General features: G+C 67.1%; 20 protein-coding genes. 10 read left to right on the top strand and 10 right to left on the bottom strand.

What is annotated here, in order from left to right; translation table 11 throughout:
- Positions 1-67 precede the first annotated feature (67 nt).
- The 3 genes from BLQ71_RS04255 to BLQ71_RS04245 are packed head-to-tail and all read left to right on the top strand — an operon-like array spanning position 68 to position 3,233.
- Positions 68-1,918: an ABC-F family ATP-binding cassette domain-containing protein gene (locus tag BLQ71_RS04255; protein WP_074620827.1), complete on the top strand. Its 1,851-nt coding sequence runs from the start codon at positions 68-70 to the stop codon at positions 1,916-1,918.
- Between the two features lie 54 nt (positions 1,919-1,972).
- Complete coding sequence (locus BLQ71_RS04250) at positions 1,973-2,593, top strand: MarC family protein (protein WP_043143471.1); 621 nt, start codon at positions 1,973-1,975, stop codon at positions 2,591-2,593.
- Positions 2,594-2,651: 58 nt separating this feature from the next.
- On the top strand, positions 2,652-3,233 hold the full coding sequence (locus BLQ71_RS04245; protein WP_074620826.1) for a retropepsin-like aspartic protease family protein: 582 nt from the start codon (positions 2,652-2,654) through the stop codon (positions 3,231-3,233).
- A gap of 6 nt (positions 3,234-3,239) precedes the next feature.
- On the opposite strand, the gene BLQ71_RS04240 is transcribed toward BLQ71_RS04245, so the two are convergent.
- Both BLQ71_RS04240 and BLQ71_RS04235 read right to left on the bottom strand, forming a co-directional pair.
- Positions 3,240-3,698 (bottom strand): DNA polymerase III subunit chi, encoded by a 459-nt coding sequence (locus tag BLQ71_RS04240; RefSeq protein WP_043143467.1) that lies wholly within the window; start codon positions 3,696-3,698, stop codon positions 3,240-3,242.
- A gap of 130 nt (positions 3,699-3,828) precedes the next feature.
- Positions 3,829-5,292 carry a leucyl aminopeptidase gene (locus tag BLQ71_RS04235; RefSeq protein ID WP_074620825.1) on the bottom strand — a complete coding sequence of 488 codons (1,464 nt, stop codon included), beginning with the start codon at positions 5,290-5,292 and terminating at the stop codon, positions 3,829-3,831.
- 135 nt (positions 5,293-5,427) lie between these two features.
- On the opposite strand from BLQ71_RS04235, the gene lptF reads away from it, so the two are divergent.
- The 6 genes from lptF (at position 5,428) to rsmA (ending at position 12,907) form a co-directional block, all read left to right on the top strand.
- Positions 5,428-6,564: an LPS export ABC transporter permease LptF gene (lptF, locus tag BLQ71_RS04230; RefSeq protein WP_043143463.1), complete on the top strand. Its 1,137-nt coding sequence runs from the start codon at positions 5,428-5,430 to the stop codon at positions 6,562-6,564.
- Positions 6,561-7,655, top strand: a complete 1,095-nt coding sequence (lptG, locus tag BLQ71_RS04225) for an LPS export ABC transporter permease LptG (protein WP_043143461.1) — start codon at positions 6,561-6,563, stop codon at positions 7,653-7,655. The genes lptF and lptG overlap by 4 nt, the downstream gene beginning before the upstream one ends.
- Positions 7,652-9,823, top strand: a complete 2,172-nt coding sequence (locus BLQ71_RS04220; protein ID WP_074620824.1) for an LPS-assembly protein LptD — start codon at positions 7,652-7,654, stop codon at positions 9,821-9,823. The genes lptG and BLQ71_RS04220 overlap by 4 nt, the downstream gene beginning before the upstream one ends.
- On the top strand, positions 9,811-11,034 hold the full coding sequence (locus tag BLQ71_RS04215) for a peptidylprolyl isomerase (RefSeq protein WP_074620823.1): 1,224 nt from the start codon (positions 9,811-9,813) through the stop codon (positions 11,032-11,034). The genes BLQ71_RS04220 and BLQ71_RS04215 overlap by 13 nt, the downstream gene beginning before the upstream one ends.
- A complete protein-coding gene (gene pdxA, locus BLQ71_RS04210; protein WP_074620822.1) occupies positions 11,031-11,993 on the top strand; it encodes a 4-hydroxythreonine-4-phosphate dehydrogenase PdxA in 963 nt (320 codons plus the stop codon). Before BLQ71_RS04215 ends, pdxA begins: the two co-directional genes overlap by 4 nt.
- Positions 11,994-12,064: 71 nt before the next feature.
- A complete protein-coding gene (gene rsmA, locus BLQ71_RS04205) occupies positions 12,065-12,907 on the top strand; it encodes a 16S rRNA (adenine(1518)-N(6)/adenine(1519)-N(6))-dimethyltransferase RsmA (protein WP_069208831.1) in 843 nt (280 codons plus the stop codon).
- Between the two features lie 17 nt (positions 12,908-12,924).
- Here the strand turns inward: rsmA and BLQ71_RS04200 are convergent, their stop codons facing one another.
- The 7 genes from BLQ71_RS04200 to BLQ71_RS04170 form a co-directional block, all read right to left on the bottom strand.
- On the bottom strand, positions 12,925-13,722 hold the full coding sequence (locus BLQ71_RS04200) for a DUF4167 domain-containing protein (protein WP_074620821.1): 798 nt from the start codon (positions 13,720-13,722) through the stop codon (positions 12,925-12,927).
- A gap of 212 nt (positions 13,723-13,934) precedes the next feature.
- Entirely contained in the window at positions 13,935-14,825 is an 891-nt protein-coding gene (prmC, locus tag BLQ71_RS04195; RefSeq protein ID WP_074620820.1) for a peptide chain release factor N(5)-glutamine methyltransferase, read from the bottom strand.
- A complete protein-coding gene (prfA, locus tag BLQ71_RS04190) occupies positions 14,788-15,837 on the bottom strand; it encodes a peptide chain release factor 1 (protein ID WP_043143755.1) in 1,050 nt (349 codons plus the stop codon). Before prfA ends, prmC begins: the two co-directional genes overlap by 38 nt.
- 190 nt (positions 15,838-16,027) lie before the next feature.
- Positions 16,028-16,426: a DUF1499 domain-containing protein gene (locus tag BLQ71_RS04185; RefSeq protein WP_074620819.1), complete on the bottom strand. Its 399-nt coding sequence runs from the start codon at positions 16,424-16,426 to the stop codon at positions 16,028-16,030.
- A 93-nt stretch (positions 16,427-16,519) separates the two neighbouring features.
- Positions 16,520-17,485: an agmatinase gene (gene speB / locus BLQ71_RS04180; protein WP_074620818.1), complete on the bottom strand. Its 966-nt coding sequence runs from the start codon at positions 17,483-17,485 to the stop codon at positions 16,520-16,522.
- Between the two features lie 102 nt (positions 17,486-17,587).
- Complete coding sequence (locus BLQ71_RS04175) at positions 17,588-18,751, bottom strand: M20 aminoacylase family protein (RefSeq protein WP_074620817.1); 1,164 nt, start codon at positions 18,749-18,751, stop codon at positions 17,588-17,590.
- 167 nt (positions 18,752-18,918) lie between these two features.
- A complete protein-coding gene (locus BLQ71_RS04170; protein WP_074620816.1) occupies positions 18,919-20,076 on the bottom strand; it encodes a M20 aminoacylase family protein in 1,158 nt (385 codons plus the stop codon).
- 65 nt (positions 20,077-20,141) lie between these two features.
- Here BLQ71_RS04170 and mazG point away from each other — a divergent pair, with 65 nt between their 5' ends.
- A complete protein-coding gene (gene mazG / locus BLQ71_RS04165; RefSeq protein ID WP_074620815.1) occupies positions 20,142-20,954 on the top strand; it encodes a nucleoside triphosphate pyrophosphohydrolase in 813 nt (270 codons plus the stop codon).
- A 4-nt stretch (positions 20,955-20,958) separates the two neighbouring features.
- Here the strand turns inward: mazG and BLQ71_RS04160 are convergent, their stop codons facing one another.
- Entirely contained in the window at positions 20,959-21,867 is a 909-nt protein-coding gene (locus tag BLQ71_RS04160) for an AEC family transporter (RefSeq protein WP_074620814.1), read from the bottom strand.
- Between the last annotated feature and the right edge of the window lie 5 nt (positions 21,868-21,872).

Genomic DNA, 21,872 nt, shown 5'->3' with positions numbered 1-21,872 from the left:
CGGCCTTGCACAGCCTTCCCCAAGACGGGCTCTGGCCCCTTCCCGCAGCCTCTGCTACAGCCCCGCCATGCTCAGGATCGACTCCATCTCCTATTCCGTCGAGGGCCGCCCGCTCTTCGAGGACGCCTCCGCCACCATCCCCGAGGGCCACAAGGTCGGCCTCGTCGGTCCGAACGGTGCGGGCAAGACCACGCTCTTTCGCCTGATCCGGGGGGAACTGACGCTCGACAACGGCGAAATCTCCCTGCCCTCGCGCGCCCGCATCGGCGGCGTCAGCCAGGAGGTCCCCTCGTCCGAGACCTCGCTGATCGACACGGTGCTGGAAGCGGATACAGAACGCGCCGCCCTGATGGCCGAGGCGGAAACCGCCACCGACGCGCACCGCATCGCAGAGGTGCAGACCCGGCTGGCCGACATCGACGCATGGAGCGCCGAAGCCCGCGCCTCGACCATCCTGCGCGGGTTGGGCTTTGACGACGCGCAGCAGAAACAGCCCTGCTCTGCCTTTTCGGGCGGTTGGCGGATGCGCGTGGCGCTGGCCGGTGTTCTGTTCGCCCAGCCCGACCTGCTGCTGCTCGACGAACCGACGAACTACCTCGATCTCGAAGGCGCGCTCTGGCTCGAATCCTACCTCGCAAGATACCCGCACACGGTCATCGTGATTTCCCACGACCGGGGTCTGCTGAACCGCGCCGTGGGCAGCATCCTGCACCTCGAGGACCGCAAGCTGACCTACTATGGCACGCCCTACGATGGCTTTGCCAAGCTGCGCGCCGAAAAACGCGCCCAGGCCGCCGCGATGGCAAAAAAGCAGGACCAGCGCCGCGCCCACCTGCAAAGCTTCGTCGACCGTTTCCGTGCCAAGGCCTCGAAGGCGAAACAGGCCCAGTCCCGCCTCAAGATGATCGAGCGCATGGACATGATCACCGCGCCCGAGGAGGCCGCCAAGCGGGTCTTCACCTTTGCCCAGCCCGATGAGCTTTCGCCGCCGATCATCAACATCGAGGGCGGCGTGACCGGCTATGACGGCAAGCCGGTGCTGAGCCGCCTGAACCTGCGCATCGACCAGGACGACCGGATCGCGCTCCTGGGCAAGAACGGCCAGGGCAAATCGACCCTGTCGAAGCTCCTCTCCGACCGCCTGCCGCTGATGGACGGCCACATGAGCCGCTCGTCCAAGCTGCGCATCGGGTACTTTGCCCAGCACCAAGTGGATGAACTGCATCTGGACGAAACGCCGATCCAGCACCTGCAACGGGAACGTCCCGGCACGCCGCCGGCGAAACTCCGCGCCCAACTGGCCAGCTTCGGCCTGATGGCCGCGCAGGCGGAAACAGTGGTCGGGCGGCTGTCAGGCGGCCAGAAGGCGCGCCTGTCGCTGCTCCTGGCAACGCTCGACGCGCCGCACCTGCTGATCCTGGACGAACCGACCAACCACCTCGACATTGAATCGCGCGAGGCGCTGGTCGAGGCGCTGACCGCCTATTCCGGCGCGGTGATCCTGGTCAGCCACGACATGCACCTCCTGTCGATGGTGGCCGACCGGCTGTGGCTGGTGGGCGACGGCACGGTGAAACCCTACGAGGACGATCTCGACGCCTATCGCGCCATGCTCTTGTCGCGCGATGCGCCCGCGAAACCGGCCAAGCCCGTCGAAAAGCCCAAACGCCCCTCGCGCGACCAGATCCTCGACCTGCGCGCCGAGGTCCGCAAATGCGAGGACCGCGTCGGCAAGCTGGAGGACATGCGCGAAAAGCTGGCGAAAAAGCTGGCCGATCCCTCGCTCTACGAAGACAGTCGCCTGGGTGAACTGGAGACCTGGAACAAGAAATACGCCGAGGTCATGGACGGGCTGCACAAGGCCGAGGGACTCTGGGAAAAGGCGCTGGAAAAACTGGATACGGCGGAAAGCGCCTGACCGCCTCTTTGGAGAAGCTAGACAAGCGCTGCCCGAGCGACTAGCCCGAAGGTCATGGACACTGCCTTTCTCATCAGCGCCTTCTTCACCGTCTTCGTGGTGATCGACCCGATCGGGCTGACGCCGATGTTCATCGCGCTGACGCAGGGCGCGGATGCGCGGCACCGGCGCGCGGTGGCCTACCGGGCCTGCATCATCGCCTTTGGCCTGCTGACGCTGTTTGCCTTCTTCGGCGAGGCGGTGCTGGGCTTCATCGGGATTTCCATGCCCGCCTTCCGCATCGCGGGCGGCATCCTGCTTTTCATCACCGCACTGGACATGTTGTTCGAACGCCGCACCAAGCGGCGCGAGGACAAGGCCGACGAGGAGGAATTCCCCGACCCTTCGGTCTTTCCCCTCGCCATTCCGCTGATCGCCGGTCCGGGGGCCATCGCCTCGATGATCCTGCTGGCCGGCGCGGCAGAGGATGCGCTGGCGATGGCCGGTGTGCTGGGTGTCATGGCCGCGGTCCTGTTGTTGGTGCTGCTGTTGTTCCTGACCGCGGGCATGATAGAGCGCGCGCTCGGCCGGATCGGGATCAACGTGGTCACGCGTCTGCTGGGAATGCTTCTGGCCGCGCTGTCGGTGCAATTCGTGCTGGACGGGCTGCGCAATTTCGGGCTCGCCCCGGTCTGACCCTGTACCTCGGGCGCGGAATGCCTATCTTTCAGGGGCAGACCATCGGAGGCCAGCCATGTCGGGCGACCAGATCGGCAATCTCATCTACCTCGTGCTGCTGAGCAGCGTGATCGCGGGCTGGTTCTTTGTGCAGAACCGGAACAACCTGAACAAGTCGCTGCAATACATGGCCGCATGGGCGCTTATCTTTGTCGGCGTCGTTGCGATCTATGGCCTCTGGCAGGACATTCGCCAGACCGTGCAGCCGCAACAGATGGTCACTGCCAGCGAGGGGCGGATCGAACTGCCGCGCGCGCCCGACGGACATTACTACGTCAACCTGCAGGTGAACGGCGCACCGGTGCGTTTCGTCGTCGATACCGGCGCCACCTCGATGGTGCTGACACGCGACGCGGCGCGGCGCGCGGGCATCGACGACCAGAACCTGCATTTCCTGACCGAGGCCATGACCGCAAACGGCGTGGTCCGCACGGCGCGCGTGACACTGGACGAGGTTGCCATCGGCCCCTTCACCGACACCCGCGTGCCAGCCTACGTGAACGGCGGCGAGATGCAGAATTCACTCTTGGGGATGAGCTATCTCGACCGCTTCGCCAGCCTGCAGATCACCGGCGGCAAGCTGGTCCTGCAGCGCTGATCACGCTCAGCTCTCGGCCTTCTTTTCCCAACGGCCGGATTCCTCGGACCAGTACTGCGCCTTGCAGCCCGCGCCGGTCAGGCTGCGCCACTGGTCGCGCGCGCGCTGCAAAGCGGCCCCGTCGTGGCCGTCGAAAAGAACACAGACCCGGTCCAGGGCCGTGACCTCCTCCGGCGCCACCTCGGCGCCATCGATGCACATCAGGCAGCCGGGGTCATTGGCGGATTTTGCATCCAGCGTCAGCAGCACCGGCTGATCCGCGTCATGCGGGCCACCGGCCAGCCCATGCGGCAGGAACCCCTCTTCCGGACCCAACCAGAGCTTCTGATCCAGCCAGTCCATCCTTTGTGCCTGCGTGCCGCGCACGGAAACACGCCAGCCCCGGGCCAGGGATTTCTCCAGCAGGTCCGGCAGAACCGCCTCCAGCGGGCGGCGGGTCAGGTGGTAGAAGAACGCCTCTCCCATGCGGGTGCTCCGGGTTGCGGGCCGGGGGATGGGGGCGCCGCCCCCGTCTGCCAAGGGCAGACTCCCCCGAGGTATTTGTCAAACCAAAGAAGGGGCACGCCCGCCACACGGCGACCGGCGCGCCGCATCCTCAGCCCTCGAAACGGTTGCGTACCAGGCGGTCCAGCGCCATCACGCCCCAGCCGGTTGCGCCCTTGGGCGACAGGTCGGTGTCCTTGCTGACCTGCGCCACGCCCGCGATGTCGAGATGGATCCAGGGCGTGCCCTCCTGGACGAAGCGCTGCAGGAACTGGGCCGCGGTGATCGCGCCCGCCGGACGGCCGCCGACGTTCTTGATGTCGGCCTTCTGGCTTTTCAGCATGTCGTCATAGGCCTGGCCCAGCGGCAGGCGCCAGGCGCCTTCGCCCTCGGCCTGCGCGGCCTTGAGGAAATCGCCCGCCAGCCCGTCGTCATTGGAGAAGACACCGGCATTCTCGTGACCCAGCGCGACAATGCAGGCACCGGTCAGCGTGGCCAGGTCGATCATCGCGGCGGGTTTTTCCGCCTCCTGCGCGTGCCACATCACGTCCGCCAGCACCAGCCGGCCCTCGGCATCGGTGTTGATGACCTCGATCGTGTCTCCCTTCATCGAGGTGACGATGTCGCCGGGGCGCTGTGCCATGTGCGAGGGCATGTTCTCGACCAGGCCGACCATGCCGACCACATGCGCCTTGGCCTTGCGCAGGGCCAGCGTTTTCATCACGCCCGAGACGGTGCCCGCGCCGCCCATGTCCATCGTCATATCCTCCATGCCCTGCGCGGGCTTGAGGCTGATGCCGCCGGTGTCGAAGACGACACCCTTGCCGATCAGGGCCAGCGGCGCGCCCTCGGCCCCTTTCCAGCGCATGGTCACGACCTTGGAGGGCATGGCCGACCCCATGCCGACCCCCAGCAGTGCCCCCATCCCCAGCTTTTCAAGCTGGTCTTCCTCCAGCACCTCGACCTCCAGCCCGATCTCGCGCAGGGCCTCCAGCCGGGCGGCGAATTCGATGGTGGTCAGCACGTTGGCCGGTTCCGAGACCAGGTCGCGTGTAAAGGCGATGCCCTCGGCCACGGCGCGGGCGGCGGCATGGGCGGCCTCGGCCTCTTCGGGGGCCTTGACCATGATGACCGCGGCGGCGGGCACCTCGGCGGGTTCGGATTTGCGCGCGGTGAAGGCGTAGCCGCGCAGCGCCAGGCCCAGCGCGATTTCTTCGGGCAGGCGCGTCACCTCGACCAGGACGGTCAGCGCCGACTTGCCTGCGGCCCTGGCCATCGTGGCCCCGGCCTTGCGCGCCTCCGCCACCGAGGGGCGGCGGGCCAGCTTGACGATCTCGACTCCTTCGGCGGACAGACCCGCGGGCCAGGCCAGGCTCAACGCCTCGCCGGCAGAGAGCTTGCCCCAGGCCTCGCTTTCGACCGCGCGCCCCAGGGCCCCCTTGGTCAGGCGGTTCAGGCGCCGCGCGCCGGGGCTGAGCGTGCCCTCGGGCGTGACGAGGACGGCAAGACGGCCCTCCGCCTGCTCAAGCCCGTCCAGGGCCACTTCGGCAAAGCTGATCGCGCGCAGATCGGTCATGGGTCGTTTTCTCCTGAGCTGAGTTCCGCCCACGAGAGGTAACGCCGCCCGCCCCGGTTGACCAGAGCCACCTTTCCCAATTCCGCGCGATGGGGTAGCGTGCCGCCATTGGACGGGTCTGGGGGGACCAAGCCTTTGCAGAGATTCGACAGATATGTCCTGTCGCAACTGATGGTGGTGTTCGGCTTTTTCGCCCTAGTCCTTGTGGCTGTGTACTGGGTGAACAAGGCTGTTGCGGTCTTTGACCAGTTGATTTCCGACGGCCATTCGGTGCGCGTGGTGATGGAGTTCACCGCCCTGTCGCTGCCGGCGGTGATCGCCCAGGTTCTGCCCTTGGCCAGTTTCGCGGCGGCGGTCTATGTCACCAACCGGCTGAGTTCCGACAGCGAGCTGACTGTGGTGCAGGCAACCGGCTATTCCCCCTGGCGGCTGGCCCGGCCGGTGCTGATCTTCGGGATCATCGTGGCGCTGATGATGTCGGTGCTGACGCATCTTCTGGTGCCGAAATCGCTGGAACAGTTGCGCATCCGCGAAAAGGCGCTGTCGGGATCGGTCAGCGCGCGCCTGCTGCGCGACGGCGTCTTCCTGCACCCGGTGGATGGCGTGACCTTCTACATCCGCGACATCACGGAACAGGGCGAATTGCGCGATGTCGTCCTGTCCGACCGTCGCACGCCCGGGCGCGACGTGACCTACACCTCGGAACAGGCCTACCTGATCAACGACGAGGAAGGGCCAAAGCTGGTCATGCTGTCGGGCATGGCCCAGACGATGAACCTGGAAAGCCGCCGCCTTTCGACCACGAATTTCAGCGACCTGGTCTATGACGTCTCGGAACTGGTGATCGCCGGGCGACCGAACAGCCGGCGCCTGAACTACATGCCCACCTGGGAGCTGATCACCCAGCCGATCGCCGCGGCCGAAGAGGCCCGCGACACGCCCGGAGAGGCGGTCGAGGAAGGCCACCTGCGGTTCCAGTTGGCGCTGCTAGTCATGGTTGCGCCGCTGATCGGCTACGCGGCGCTGATGGTGGGTGGGTATTCGCGCTTTGGCGTGACCCGGCAGATCGTCTTTGCCATCGGCCTTCTGGTGCTGGTCAAACTGGTCGAAAGCCTGGTGACGGACCCGGTGCGCGCAGATCACACGATCTGGCCGCTGGTCTACCTGCCCAGTGTCATCGGGCTGTCCGTCGTCTGGGTCCTGCTATGGCAGGCATCGCGGACCTACCGGCCAAGGCGCAGGCGCGCGCCCAGCCAGGAGGCCGCCGCATGACCCTGCATTTCTACTTTGCCCGGCGCTACCTCTGGATGTTCCTGACGGTCTTCGGGATCTTCGCCCTGTTCCAGGGCCTCCTGGACCTGATCGAGGAAATGCGCCGTTTCGACGACAGCGTCAGCTTTGGCCAGGTGGTGCAAGTGACGCTGATGAAACTGCCCAGCGGCATCTACGAGATCGTGCCGCTGGTGATGATACTCTCGACCGTGGCGCTGTTCCTAGGCCTTGCACGTTCGTCGGAGCTGGTGGTAACGCGGGCCAGCGGACGGTCCGGAGTGACCGCGCTCATGGCGCCGGTGGTGGTGGCCCTGCTGATCGGCGGGCTGGTGGTGGGCCTGCTGAACCCTATCGTTTCGGCGACCTCGAAACGCTATACGGAGCTGCGCGAGACCTATGAGAGCGGCAGCGCCTCTGCCCTGTCCATCGGCCCCGAGGGTCTGTGGCTGCGCCAGGGCGGCGACGAGGGCCAGGCCGTGATCCATGCCGCGCGCGCCAATGCCGAGGCGACCCTGCTCTTTGACGTCTCGATTGTGGTCTATGCCCCGGGCGGCGGTCCTGCGACCCGCATTCAGGCTGATCGCGCACACTTGTCGGATGGCTACTGGGTGCTGAACGATGCCAAGGCCTGGCCGCTGACCGCGGGCCTGAACCCCGAGTCCGGCGCCAAGCTGCACGACGAGTTGCGCCTGCCCTCGACCCTGACCCAGGACAGCATCCGCGACCGGTTCGGCAAACCTTCGGCGGTGGCGATCTGGGATCTGCCCGCCTTTATCCAGGGCCTTGAATCCTCGGGCTTTTCCGCGCGCCGCTACATCGTCTGGATGCACATGGAACTGTCACGCCCGCTGTTTCTGGTGGCGATGACCCTGATCGGCGCGGCCTTCACCATGCGGCCCACGCGCCTCGGACGGACGGGAATCGCGATCCTCTCGGCGGTCCTGCTTGGATTCGGTCTGTATTATGTGCGAAGTTTCGCCCAGATCATGGGGGAAAACGGTCAACTGGCACCACTTGTTGCTGCCTGGGTGCCACCGGTTGCATCCGTTCTCCTTGCAATGGGGTTGGTCTTGCATATGGAGGACGGATGACACGCGTGCTGACATGCCTGGCCCGTCTCCTTGCGGCCCTCACCTTTCTGGCCCTGCCCGCCGGCGCCCAGGACAACGGCGAAGACATGGCGGACCCGGCGATGCTGGTCGCGGACAACGTCTATGTCGAGGCGGACAGCCGACTCGTGGCCACCGGCAATGTCGAGGCCTTTCATGACGGGCTGCGGCTGACGGCACAGCGCATCGTCTATGACCAGTCCACCGACCAGCTTGTGATCGACGGACCGATCCGGATCATCGACGCCGACGGCAATGTCATCACCGCCACCTATGCCGAAATGGACCAGGGCTTTCGCAACGGCTTGTTGTCCGGGGCGCGCATGGTCCTGGACCAGCAGCTGCAACTGGCCTCTGTCGAGGCGCGCCGGGTCGAGGGCCGTTTCACCCAGCTGAGCCGCGTCGCCGTCACCTCGTGCCAGGTCTGCGGCAAGAACCGCGTGCCGCTGTGGCAGATCCGCGCCTCGCGGGTCGTGCATGACCAGCTGGAACGCCAGATGTACTTTGACGACGCGCAGTTGCGCGTGCTGGACGTGCCGGTCTTCTACTTTCCCCGGCTGCGCCTGCCCGACCCGACGCTGGAGCGCGCCCGCGGCTTCCTGATCCCGACGATCCACAGCAGCTCGCGCCTCGGCCTTGGCATCAAGACGCCCTACTTCATTCCGATCGGGCGTCATCAGGACCTTACCCTGACCCCCTACCTGTCGCCCAAGACGCGGACGCTGGAATTCCGCTATCGGCGGGCCTACCGCAGCGGCCAGCTGACGCTGCTGGGCGGGCTGACGTCCGACACTCTGATGGATGACGGTCCGCGCGGATACCTCTTTGCCAACGGCAATTTCCGCCTCCCGCGGGACTACAAGCTGTCGTTCAACCTCAAGTCGATCTCGGACGATTCCTATCTCTACGACTACGGGCTGGACGACAAGGACAGGTTGGCCAGCGACCTTTCGCTGTCCCGGATCACCTACGACAGCTTCATGCAGACCAGTGTCCGGAACTACCAGACGCTGCGCGACTTCGAGAGCAATTCGACCCAGCCGCGCTTTATCGCGGACTACCGGCTGGAACGCCGGTTCTTTCCCGGGCTCGTCGGCGGAGAGCTCCGCCTGGCCGCCGAAACCCACGGCCACCTGCGGCAGTCGAAGAACGATACCGACGGCCCCGATGCCGACGACGAGGTCGATGGCCGCGACGTGACGCGCATTAACGCCGAGATGAGCTGGCGCAACCGCTGGACCCTGCCCGGCGGAATCCGCGCCGGCCTGTCGACGCATCTTTGGGTGGATCACTACCTGACCGAACAGGACGTGACCTCGGACGCCGAGGTCAGCCGCGCCATACCCGGCATCGCGGCGGAATTCCGCTATCCGATGCAGCGCCAGGACCCCGCCGGCGGGCGCACCCTGCTGGAACCCGTGCTGCAGTTCGGCTGGGTCGGCGGCGAACGGCTGCGCAACCCAAACGACGAAAGCACCCGGGTCGAGTTCGACGAGGCCAACCTGCTGTCCCTGTCGCGCTTTCCCGCCAGCGACCGGCGCGAACACGGTGCGACGCTGGCCGCCGGGGTGCGCTGGCTGCACCAGGCCCCGGACGGATGGTCCGCCGCGCTGACCTTTGGCAGGATCTGGCGCGAAACCGCCGATACGGATTTCTCGCGCTCATCCGGGCTGACCGGCACCACCTCAGACCTGCTGATCGCCGGGCGCTTTTCCAATCCGCTTGGTCTGACGCTCTCGGCGCGCGGGCTGCTGGACCATGACGGCAGTTTCTCCAAGGCCGAGGCCCGCGCCGGCTGGTCGACCACCCGCATGGACCTGGGGGCCTCCTACCTGCTGCTGGTCCCGGATGCGGACGAGGATCGCGACCAGACACAGTCGGAATGGACCTTCGACGGTCGCTATCAATTGAACCGTCACTGGTCCACCTCCAGCGAGGCCCGCTACGATCTGGCCGACCAGCGGGTTGACCGGGTCGGGCTTGGGCTGCAATACCGCAACGAATGCATCCAGGTGGACTTCCAGGTGACGCGGGACTACGCCTCTTCCTCCATTGTCGAACCGTCCACCGATTTCGATCTGACCATCGCGCTGACAGGGTTCGGCGCCGGCAACAGTGGCAAGGAGTACCGCCGCACATGTTCGTTCTGACCCGTCTGCTCGCACCGTTTCTCGCGGTCCTGACGCTTGCCACGGCACCGGCGCCGCTGGCCGCGCAAAACCTCTTTGCCCCGGCGATACAGGTAAACGACAGCGTCATCACCAACTACGAACTGCAGCAGCGCAAGCGCATGCTGCAGGTCCTGAGCGCCCCGGGCGACCTGGACAAGCTGGCCCGCGAACAGCTGGTCGATGACCGCCTGCGCCTGCAGGCCGCCCGCGACAGCGGCATCCGTCCGACCGACGAGGAAATCCTCGATGGCATGACGGAATTCGCCGGCCGCGCCGGCATGACCCGAGACCAGTTCGTCGCCGCGCTTGGCGCCGAGGGTGTGGCCGAGCAGACCTTCCGCGACTTCGTCCACTCCGGCCTCAGCTGGCGGCAGTTGGTGCAGGCGCGGTTCGGCGCCCGCGCCACCGTCTCCGAGGACGAGATCGACCGCGCCCTGTCGCAGCAGGGCACCGGCAGCACCGTGCGCGTGCTGCTCTCCGAGATCATCATGCCCGTCCGCCCCGGCGAGGAAGACGCGGTGCGCGCCCGCGCCGAGCGGATTTCCCAGATCAAGAGCTTTGGCGCCTTTGCCGCCGAGGCCCGCCAGTATTCCGCGACCGCCACGCGCCAGGACGGCGGCCGCCTGCCCTGGCGTGACCTCTCCGAGCTGCCGCCGCCGCTGCAACCGCTGCTGCTGGGCCTTGCCCCGGGCGAAGTGACCGCCCCGATCCCGCTGGACGGCGCCATCGCGCTGTTCCAGATGCGCGACGTGCAGGAAACCGGCTATACCCCGGCCAAGGTCAGCGCGGTGGAATATGCCGCCTACTACATGCCCGGCGGACGGTCTGCCGAGACCCTGGCCAAGGCGCGCGAGATCGAGGGCCGCGTCGACCGCTGCGACGATCTTTATGGCATCGCCAAGGGACAGCCGCCCGAGGTGCTGGAACGCGGCACGCTGCCGGTGGCCGACCTGCCCACCGACATCGCCCTGGAACTGTCCAAGCTGGACCCGGGCGAGGTTTCGACCACGCTGACCCGGTCGGGCGGGCAGACGCTGGTTTTCCTGATGCTCTGCGGACGTTCGGCAGAGATCCAGGAAGACGTGGACCGGACCCAGATCACCGTGGGCCTGCGCAACCAGCGGCTGGCCAAGCTGGCCGACGGCTACCTGTCGCAGCTGCGCGCAGACGCCCTCATCGTCGAGAGATGAGCCGCCCCGTCGCGCTGAGCTGTGGCGAACCGGCAGGTATTGGCCCCGAACTGGCCGAAGCCGCCTGGACGGCCCTGGGCACGGACCTTCCGTTCTTCTGGATCGGGGACCCCGCCCACCTGCCGGGCAAGGTGCCCCACGTTGTGCTGCAGGACCCAGCCGAGGCGGTGGAGCGCTGCGCCGCGGGCCTGCCGGTCTGGCCGATCGCAATGCCCGGCCCGCGCGTTCCGGGCACGCCGCAGGCGGCTCATGCCGCCGGCGTGATCCATGCCATCGAAGAAGGCGTGCGGCTGGTGCAGTCCGGCAAGGCCTCTGCGCTTTGCACGTTGCCCATTCACAAGCAGGCCCTGGCCGAGGGCGCCGGGTTCGCCTTTCCCGGCCATACCGAGTTCCTGGCCCATCTGGCCGGCGCCGACGAGGTGGTCATGATGCTGGCATCGGACCGGCTGCGCGTCGTGCCGGTGACGATCCATATCGCCATCGCCGATGTGCCCGCCGCCCTGACGCCCGGGCTGCTGGAACGGCGCATCCGCATCACCCACGCGGCGCTGGTGTCCCAGTTCGGCATCGCCAAGCCACGGCTCGCCGTTGCCGGCCTGAACCCCCATGCCGGCGAAGGCGGGCGCATGGGCAAGGAGGACGCCGCAGTGATCGCCCCGGTCCTGGATCGCCTGCGGGCCGAGGGCATGGACCTGCGCGGCCCCCTGCCTGGGGACACCATGTTCCACGAGCGCGCCCGCGCGGGCTATGACGCGGCGATCTGCATGTACCACGACCAGGCGCTGATCCCGATCAAGACACTGGATTTCGACGAGGGCGTGAACGTCACCCTGGGCCTGCCTTTCGTGCGCACCTCGCCCGACCATGGCACCGCCTTCGACATCGCGGGCAAGGGCCTCGCCAACCCCTCGTCGACACTGGCGGCATTGCGCATGGCGGCACGGTTGAGCACCGCCTGACCGGCGATTGGGGCTCTGCCCCCTTGGCCTTCGGCCAATTCCCCCGAGGTATTTGGAAAACCAAAGAAGACATGAGCCGGATCGACGACCTTCCCCCCTTGCGCGAGGTGATCGCGCAGCACCAGCTTTCGGCGCGCAAGTCGCTGGGGCAGAACTTTCTGCTAGACCTGAACCTGACGGCGCGGATCGCCCGGGTGGCGGGCGACCTGAGCGAAACCGACGTGCTGGAGGTTGGCCCCGGTCCCGGCGGGTTGACCCGTGGCCTGCTGGCCGAGGGCGCCCGCAAGGTGCTGGCGGTGGAAAAGGATGCACGCTGCCTGCCCGCGCTGGGGGAGATCGCGGCCGCCTATCCCGGGCGCCTGGAGGTGATCGAGGGCGACGCGCTGGAGATCGACCCCTCGGCGCATCTGGTCGCGCCCTATGCGATCTGCGCCAACCTGCCCTACAACGTCGGCACGGAACTGCTGGTGCGCTGGCTGACGCCGCGCGATTGGCCACCGGCCTGGAAATCGCTCACGCTGATGTTCCAGAAGGAAGTCGCCGAACGCATCGTGGCAGAGCCGGGCTCAAAGGCCTATGGCCGCCTTGCCCTGTTGGCGCAATGGCGCTGCGACGCGCGCATCGCCCTGACTCTTCCGCCGGGGGCCTTTACCCCGCCGCCCAAGGTCAGCTCGGCCGTGGTGCATTTGACCGCCCTGCCCGCGCCGCGGTTCGAGGCAGATGCGAAGGTGCTGGAACGGGTGGTTGCTGCGGCCTTCAACCAGCGGCGCAAGATGCTGCGTGCGGCGCTGAAGGGACTGTCGCCGCAGATCGAGGATCACCTGGCCGCAGCAGGCATCGCGCCGACGGAACGCGCCGAACGTGTTCCGCTGGAAGCCTTCTGCGCGCTGGCCCGCAGTCTCGCCGCGGGCTGAGCGCCCCGGCGCCGATCTTACTCGGCGGCGTCCGGGGTCGAGCTGTCGCCCTCGGCCGGGGCGCTCGCGGCGGGGGCGTCATCGGCCTCTGCGGCTTTGGGCTCGGGCTTTTTGCGGGGTTTGCGCGGAGCGCGCGGCTTCTTGGGCTTTTCCTCGGCCTTGGCGGGCGCCTCCTCGGCGGGGGCGGCCTCTTCCGGTGCCTTGGCAGGTTCGGCTGCCTTCTCGGGGTCGGGCGCCTTGGCGGGTTCCCTGGCCGGGGTCTTTACCTCGGGCTGTGCCTCGGCACGCGACTCGGGTGTATCGACCAGGCCGGGCCCGTCGTCCTCGGCACCGAAATCGACCACGTCGGAGTCCATAGAGGCGGTTTCAGGCTGTTGCTGGGGCGCGCGCTCCTTGCGGGCGGGCTTGTCGGCCTTTTCAGGCTTGTCCGTACGCTCGGGCCTGTCGGATTTCTCGGGGCGGTCGCTCTTGTCGGCCTCGCCCCCGTCGCGCTGCTGGCGGTCGCGGTCGCGCTGCGCCTGGCGGTCGCGGTTTTCCCGTTCCTGCTGTTCGCGGCGCTGTTCCTGTTCGCGCTGCGCCTCTCCCAACATCCGGAGGTAGTGTTCTGCGTGCTGCTGAAAGTTTTCGGTTGCCACGCGGTCGTTGCCAAGTGCGGAGTCGCGGGCCAATTGATTGTATTTGTCTATGATCTGCTGCGGCGTACCGCGCACCTTGCCCTCGGGGCCGTTGCTGTCGAACACACGGTTGACGACGTTGCCCAGCGAGTTGCGGTTGCGGTTGTTCTTGTTCCGCGAGCGGGATTTGGAAGAACGCATGTTGTCTGGTTTCCAGCCTTATTTCGACGGCTTGGTGACAGGTTACGGCGCATCCTGCGCCAATCCGGTAGGGTCACCTTCATGTTGGCTTGTCGTTGATCGGGATTGGCCGAAGGCCATTCGACTGATCAACTGTCCATGAATATGCATATGGCCCGCGCGGAGACAAGTCAAAATGCCGAAAAACCGTCATATTCGGCAGGAAAATGTCGTTATCCGGGGCTGCGTGTCCCCAACACCACCCTGTCGCGCCCCGCAAGGTCCGGGATCACCCGCACGCCGCGCAGACCGGCCTGCGTGAACAGTTTCGACACCGCCATGCCCTGGGCCGCGCCGATTTCCACGATCAGCCGCCCGCCGGGCGCCAGCACGCCGTTCAGTCCCGCCAGGATGGCCCGATAGGCGCTCAGCCCGTCGCCCTCGTCGGTGAGGGCCAGGCGCGGTTCGTGTTCGCGTACCTCGGGGGCGAGAAAGGGCATCTCGTTCACCGCGATATAGGGCGGGTTCGACACCACGAGGTCGAACTCGCCGTCCGCCGGTGTCAGCGCCTCGTACCAGCTGCCCTCACGCAGGTCCGCCCGCGCCTCCAGCCCCAGGGCGTTGCGGTTCCAATAGGCCACGTTCAGCGCCGGCGGGCTGAGATCAGTGCCCAGGCCCACCGTGCCTTCGCGTTCCGCCAGCAACGTCAGCAGGATGCAGCCAGACCCGGTGCCAAGATCCAGCACCGTGGCAAAAGGTTCGGTCAGGGCCACCTCGATCAGGGTTTCCGTCTCGGGGCGCGGATCCAGCGCCTCGGGGGTGACCAGGAAATCGCGCCCGTAGAAGGCCCGGCGCCCGACCAGGTGGCTGACCGGCACGCGGTCGGCGCGGCGTTCGACCAGGGTCAGGAAGACCACCTCCAGTTCAGGGTCGACGGGTTCCGGCAGGAACAGCGTCAAGCGCCCGGGCGGCACCTTGAGCACATGTGCCATCAGCCGCCGGGCATCGCGCCCCGGGTCCGGCACCTCTGCCACGACCAGTCGCGCGGTGGCGCGTGCCAGCAGATCGGATCCGCGTGCCAAGGCCTCAGCCCTCCATCTCGGCCAGTTGCGCGGCCTGGGCATGGGCGGTCAAGGCATCGACGATCTCGTCCAGGTCGCCGGCCATGACCTGCTCCAGCCGGTACAGCGTCAGCCCGATACGGTGGTCGGTCAGGCGGCCCTGCGGGAAGTTGTAGGTTCGGATGCGTTCGGACCGGTCGCCAGAGCCCACCTGCGCCTTGCGGTCGGCAGAGCGTTCCGCGTCGGCCTGCTGGCGCTGCTGGTCGAACAACCGCGCGCGCAGCACCTGCATGGCGATCTCGCGGTTGCGGTGCTGGCTTTTCTCCGAGCTCGTGACCACGATGCCGGTGGGGATATGGGTGATGCGCACCGCCGAATCCGTGGTGTTGACGTGCTGGCCGCCCGCCCCGGACGAGCGCATCGTGTCGATGCGCAGGTCATTCGCGTCGATCCGGATGTCGACCTCTTCGGCCTCGGGCAGCACGGCAACGGTGGCGGCAGAAGTATGGATGCGCCCGCCCGATTCCGTCTCGGGCACACGTTGCACCCGATGCACGCCGCTTTCGTATTTCAGCCGGGCAAAGACGCCCTCTCCGGCGATCCGCACCACCAGTTCGCGCACGCCGCCCAGTTCCGAGAGCTGCTCCTCGACCACTTCCCAGCGCCAGCCCTTGGCCTCGGCATAGCGCTGGTACATGCGCGCCAGGTCACCCGCGAACAGCGCCGCCTCGTCACCGCCGGTGCCGGGGCGGATCTCCAGCATGGCGGGCCGCGCATCGGCCGCATCGCGTGGCAAGAGCGCCAGCTGGACCGCGTGCTCGGCCTCGGGGAGGCGCGCGCGCAGGTCCGGCAATTCTTCCTCGGCCAGGGCCTTCATCTCGGGATCGGCCAGCAGCGCCTCCGCCTCGGCGATCTCGGCCACCAGCCGCTCCCATTCGGCGATCTGGCTGACCACGGGGCGCAGTTCGGCATATTCACGGCCCAGCGCGGCAATATCGCCCTCTCCCGCGGACATGCGGGCCTCGACGTATTCCAGCCGTTCCTTGATCTGTTGGAGTCGCTCTGTCGGGATCATCCGGGATGCATTGCCCATCCCGCGCGGGCCGTCAAGCCGCCGCGCACAGGCGCCGGGCCTGTTCACCGGCGACACCGCAAGCGAATGCCACACGGCACCCGCCGTCGACGGGACGGCGGGCGCGGCGTGGTCCCGGCGCCGCCGGGACAAGCGCCGTCAGACCTGCGCCGAAAACCGTGCGGACTCGGGCCTACAACCGGCCCAGCCAGTCATCCACCCGCGCCCGGTTCACGCCCAGGTCCGACTGCCCGAACCGCGCCCGCGCCCAAAGCTCGAGCACGTCGCCGTTCTGGCGCACGGTGGTGTAATCCGGGAACCCCATCCACAAGGAGCGCGTGATATAGGTGACCTGCCCCTCCGCGACACTGCCCGCCAGGACCTCTGTCCGGGGGGTTTCAAGGATGATCGCGTGCAGACGGGCAAAACCGTCGTCGCCCGCAGCGATGCGCCGGCGCACCCCCGCGGCCAGGTCCTGGTCGGCCGTCACCTTGGGATCGACGTGCCAGACCGCCGGGTCCGAAGGAGCCAGGCGGATCCAGGCCAGCCCGCCCAGGATCACAAGCAAAAGAATGAGGAATACCAAGCGCACCTGCTGTCTCTATCTCCGGATTAACCCCTGGCAGGGGGCATGCCACGCCCCCACCCGATTCTGAAAGCCAAGGTTTCGCAACAACCCGTCACGTCACCGTGCCCGCCGCGTCCAACCCCAGAGACACAGCAGCTCCATGCCGACATGCGCCGCCGCCACCGCCGTTGCCCCGGTGGTATCGAAGGGCGGAGAGACCTCGACCACGTCGCCGCCTTTCATGTCGATGCCCGCCAGGTGGCGCAGGATCACCGCGGCCTGGTGGCTGCTGAGCCCTCCCCAGACCGGCGTGCCGGTGCCCGGCGCAAAGGCCGGGTCCAGGGCGTCGATGTCGAAGGTGATGTAACAGGGCTGGGCGCCCACGATCTCGTGTACCCGCTCGGCGATCCGCTCGGGCCCGTCCCGGTGCACCTGCCGCGCGTCCAGGATGTTGAAGCCCAGGGTATCCGGATTGTCCGTCCGAATGCCGATCTGGACCGAGCGTTCCGGCACCACGACCCCCTCTTTCGCGGCCTTGTACATGAAGGTCCCGTGATCGACCCGCGTGGCATCGTCGTCGGCCCAGGTGTCCGTATGGGCATCGAACTGGATCACGCTCAGCGGCCCGTGTTTCTCGGCATGGGCGCGCAGGCAACCATGCGTGACCGAGTGATCGCCGCCCAGCACGACACAGGCCGCCCCCGCGTCCAGGATGCCGCCCACATGTTGCGCGATCTTCGCCGGCACCTCCGAGGGCATGGCATAGTCGAAAGCCATGTCGCCGTAGTCCGCGATGGCGAACTCGGACAACACGTCATAGCCCCAGCCGTAGGGCGCATCGCAGGGCTGCAGCAGCGAGGCTTCGCGGATCGCGCGCGGCCCCAGCCGCGTCCCGGGCCGGTTGGTCACCGCCTGGTCGAAGGGCAGGCCCGTCACGGCGATGTCCACACCCGCCAGGTCCTTGGTATATTTGCGGCGCAGGAAAGAGGGCGCGCCGGCAAAGACGTTCTCGAAGGACGGTCCCTTGAGGTCCTCGCGGGTAAAGGCGTGGTCGATCTGGCGCTTGGCGTCTTCAAGGCTCATACGATTGATCCTGTTGATGGCGGGGAAAGGGGACGCAGCCCCCTCTGTGCGCCAGGCGCGCACTCACCCCGGAGGTATTTTGGCCCAAGGAAACACGCAGGGTCAGCCCAGCGGCAAGGCCTTTTCCACGAGGCGGGCGAAAAAGCTGGCCCCCACCGGCGCTATCTGGTCGTTGAAATCGTACTGTGGGTGGTGGCAGACCGGCGTGTCTCCCTGGCCCAGGAAGAGATAGGCCCCGGGCCGGGCCTCCAGCATGTAGGAGAAATCCTCGCCCGGCATGATCGGCGGCGAGTCCAGGTCGACGGCCTCGGCGCCGACGACCTCGCGCGCGACCCCTGCCGCGAATTCCGCCTGCTCCGGGTGGTTGATCGTCGGTGGATAGCCTTCGACGTAGTCCAGTTCGGCGCTCATGCCGAAGCTCCTGGCCTGGAACTCGGCGATCTCACCCATGCGGGTCTTGACCACCGCCTGCACGTCCTTGTCGAAATAGCGGACGGTACCGTTCAGCAGGGCGGTTTCCGGCACGATGTTCATGGCGCTGCCGGTGTGGATCTGGGTGACGCTGACCACCAGCCGGTCCAGCGCGTCGACGTTCCGGCTGACGATGGTCTGCAGCGCCTGAACCATCGAGGCGGCACAGACCACGGGGTCGCGGGTCTGGAAGGGCATGGCACCATGCCCGCCCTGCCCGGTGATCTTGATCGTGAACTCGTCCACCCCCGCCAGCAGCGCGCCGCGGTTGGTGTGCATATGCCCCACCGCTCCTCCGGGCATGTTGTGGATGCCATAGACCTCGTCGATGCCGAACCGGTCCATCATGCCCTCTTCGACCATGATGCGCCCGCCGCCCTCGTTTTCCTCGGCGGGCTGGAAGATCAGCGCCACCTTGCCCGAGAAATTGCGCGTCTCGGCCAAGTATTTCGCCGCGCCCAGCAGCATGGTCGTATGCCCGTCATGGCCACAGGTATGGGCCATGCCCGGCACCGTCGAGGCATGGTCCGTCCCCGAGAGATCCTCCATCGGCAGGGCATCCATGTCGGCGCGCAGCCCGATCGTGCGCCCCGGCCCCTGCCCTTCGATGATGGCGACAACGCCGGTGCGCGCGATACCGGTATGGATCTCGGTGATGCCGAAGCCCTTGAGCTTGTCCACCACGAATTCCGCGGTCTTGTAACAGTCCAGTCCCAGTTCCGGGTGCTGATGCAGGTGACGCCGCCAGGCGGTCATCTCGGGTTCGAGCGCGGCGATGGAATTGACGATGGGCATGGGCGGGTCTCCTTTGGGCATCAGACTGCCTGCTTGGCGCGGTATTGAAAAGGGGCCGAAGGGAAACGCGCCTTGCCGAGGTTGCCTCGGGGTATTTCGACCAAGAAGAAACCATTGGCGCGCGCCCCCCTTCTTCTTGGTCAAAATACCCCAAAATGGCGGACCGCTTACCCGAGGGCGTGGCGTTTCTCGATCAGCCGGGCAAAGAAACTGGCGCCGATGGGGGCCACCGCATCGTTGAAGTCGAAGGCCGGATGATGCGCAGACGGGCCGATCCCCTGTCCGAGGAAGAGAAAGGCGCCCGGCCGCGCCTCGAGCATGTAGGAGAAATCCTCTGCCCCCATTTCCGGCGGCAGGTCGTCGACGACGCGCGAAGAGACCTCGCGCGCGATATCCACCGCAAAGCGTGTCTGCTCATCGTGGTTGATGGTCGGCGGGTAGCTGCGCCGGTAGTCCAGCAGCGCCTCGACATCGTAGCCCTCGGCGACGCGGGTCGCGATCCGGCGAATGCGGTCTTCGGCCATGTCGCGCACCTGCGGGGTGAGGCTTCGGACGGTGCCGCCCAGCGTGACCTCCTCGGGGATGATGTTGGAGGCTGTGCCGCCATGGACCATGGTCAGCGAGACCACAAGCGACCCCAGCGGATCGGTGTTGCGCGAAACCACGGTCTGCAGCGCCTGGCCGATGGCCAGCGCGGCGGGCATCGGGTCACGGCAGGTCTGGGGATAGGCGGCGTGGCCGCCCTGCCCGCGAATGCGCAGGGTGAAATCATCCACCGATCCCATGATCGGCCCGGGACAGGTCCGGAACTCTCCCAGCTCACCAAAGGGGTCGGTGTGCAGGGCGTAGACCTCCTCGACGCCGAACCGGTCCATGATCCCTTCCTCGACCATGATCCGCCCGCCGCCAACGCTTTCCTCGGCCGGTTGAAAGATCAGCACGACACGGCCAGCGAAGCGGCGCGTTTCAGACAGGTATTTCGCGGCGCCAAGCAACATGGCCGTATGACCGTCATGGCCGCAGGCATGCATCCGGCCCGGCACGGTGCTGGCCCATTGGGCGCCGGTCTCTTCCTGCATGGGCAGGGCGTCCATGTCTGCGCGCAGGCCGGTCACGGGTCCCGGTCCCTGCCCTTCGATGACCGCCACAACGCCGCTTGTCGCAATGCCCTCGTGGATCTCGGTGATGCCCATGTCACGCAGCCGGGCGACGACAAAGCGCGCCGTCTCGTGGCATTGCAGGCACAGCTCGGGAAACATGTGCAGATGGCGCCGCCACCCGGTCATTTCCTCGGCAAATCCTGCGATCCTGTTCACCACCGCCATGACTGGACTCCCCTGTCGTGTTCCCGCATGTCGGGGACATAGAGGCCAAAGCCGGAGCGGATGCAATGAGCGACGACCTGATCCATGACCCGAGGGGCGGGATGCCCCGCCTGCTGGAAATCATGCGGCGGCTGCGCGATCCCGAAACGGGCTGTCCCTGGGACCTGGAGCAGACCTTCGCCACAATCGCGCCCTACACGATCGAAGAGGCCTACGAGGTTTCGGACGCGATCGAGCGCGAATCCTGGGACGAGCTGAAGGGAGAGCTGGGAGACCTGCTTTTCCAGTCGGTCTTTCATGCGCAAATGGCCGATGAGGCCGGGCTCTTCACCTTCGACGAGGTGGCCGACGGCATGTCGGAAAAGATGGTGGCGCGGCATCCGCATGTCTTTGGTGACGAGAGCCGGGACAAGAGCGCCGACCAGCAGACCCGCGACTGGGAGACGATCAAGGCCGCCGAGCGCGCCGCCAAGGCCGAAAGCGGCGTTCTGGACGGTGTGGCGCTGGGTCTGCCGGCGCTGTTGCGCGCGGTCAAACTGCAGAAACGGGCGGCGCGCGTGGGGTTCGACTGGCCCACCACGGACGAGGTCATGGACAAGGTCGCCGAAGAGATGGACGAGTTGCGGCAGGCCGAGGACGCGGCGCATCGCTTCGAGGAATTCGGCGATCTGCTGTTCGTCATGGCCAACCTCGGGCGGCACATGGGGATCGACCCCGAGGCGGCCTTGCGGGCCGCGAATGCCAAGTTCACCCGCCGGTTCGGCGCCATCGAGGCCGCCCTGGCAGAACAGGGGCGCCGGCCCGAGGACAGCGACCTGCAAGAAATGGATGCGCTCTGGGACGCGGCAAAGGCGGTGGAAAAGGCGCAGAAGGGCTGAGCGCTCAGCCGTAGCCCAGCACCAGCAGGACCAGCGGAATCGTGACGATGGCGGCCAGCGTCTGCGCCGTGACCAGACCCGCCATCAGCGTTCCGTCCCCGCCCAATTGCCGCGTCAGCACATAGGCCGTGGGCGCCGTGGGGATGGCGGAAAAGACCACCAGGACCAGCGCCTCGACGCCGTCCAGGCCAAAGACCAGCGCCACGCCAGCCGCCAGCATCGGCATCCCAAGAAGGCGCAGCGCGGCGTTTCCGCCCACCACCAGCCCGTCCCGCCCCAGGGCACGGGGCTGCAGCGCGGCGCCGACGCAGAGCAGGCCCAGCGGCAGGCTGCCCCGCGCCAGTAGCTCCATGAACGTGCCGAGACCATAGGGAAGACCCAGGCCCAGCAGCGCCAGCGTGATCCCGGCAAGACAGGCCAGAATCAACGGGTTCTTCAGCATCGTCCGGACCAGGGCGCCGGGACGGCCCAGCACCTCGCGTTCGCTCAGCGCCATGATCGAAAGCACGTTGACCACGGGCACGCAGATCGCCAGGTAGACCGCCGCCCTCTCGATACCGACGTCACCGGCAAGGCTCGCCGTGACGGCCAGCCCGAGATAGGTATTGAACCGGACCGTCCCCTGCAACGCGGGACCGAACCGGGCCGCCGGCGCCGGAAAGAGCCTCCGGGCCAGCGCAAGCCCAACCGCTGCCAGCAGGATCACCACCAGCGCCGCCGCTCCCAGCCGCAGGATCTGCGGATCGCCCAGCGGCGCATCGACGAGGCTGGAGACCAGCAGCGCCGGGAACAGCAGGAAATAGTTGATCCGTTCCGCCGCGGGCCAGAAACCCGCGTCCGGAAACCCCTTGCGGGCCAGGACATAGCCCAGGCAGATCAGGGCAAAGAGCGGCCAGATCGTGATGAAGAGCACGGGGC

It is taken from the genome of Antarctobacter albus (assembly GCF_900101505.1).
In the GTDB taxonomy this organism is placed as follows: domain Bacteria; phylum Pseudomonadota; class Alphaproteobacteria; order Rhodobacterales; family Rhodobacteraceae; genus Antarctobacter; species Antarctobacter albus.
This window is presented reverse-complemented; position numbering and strand designations above follow the sequence as displayed.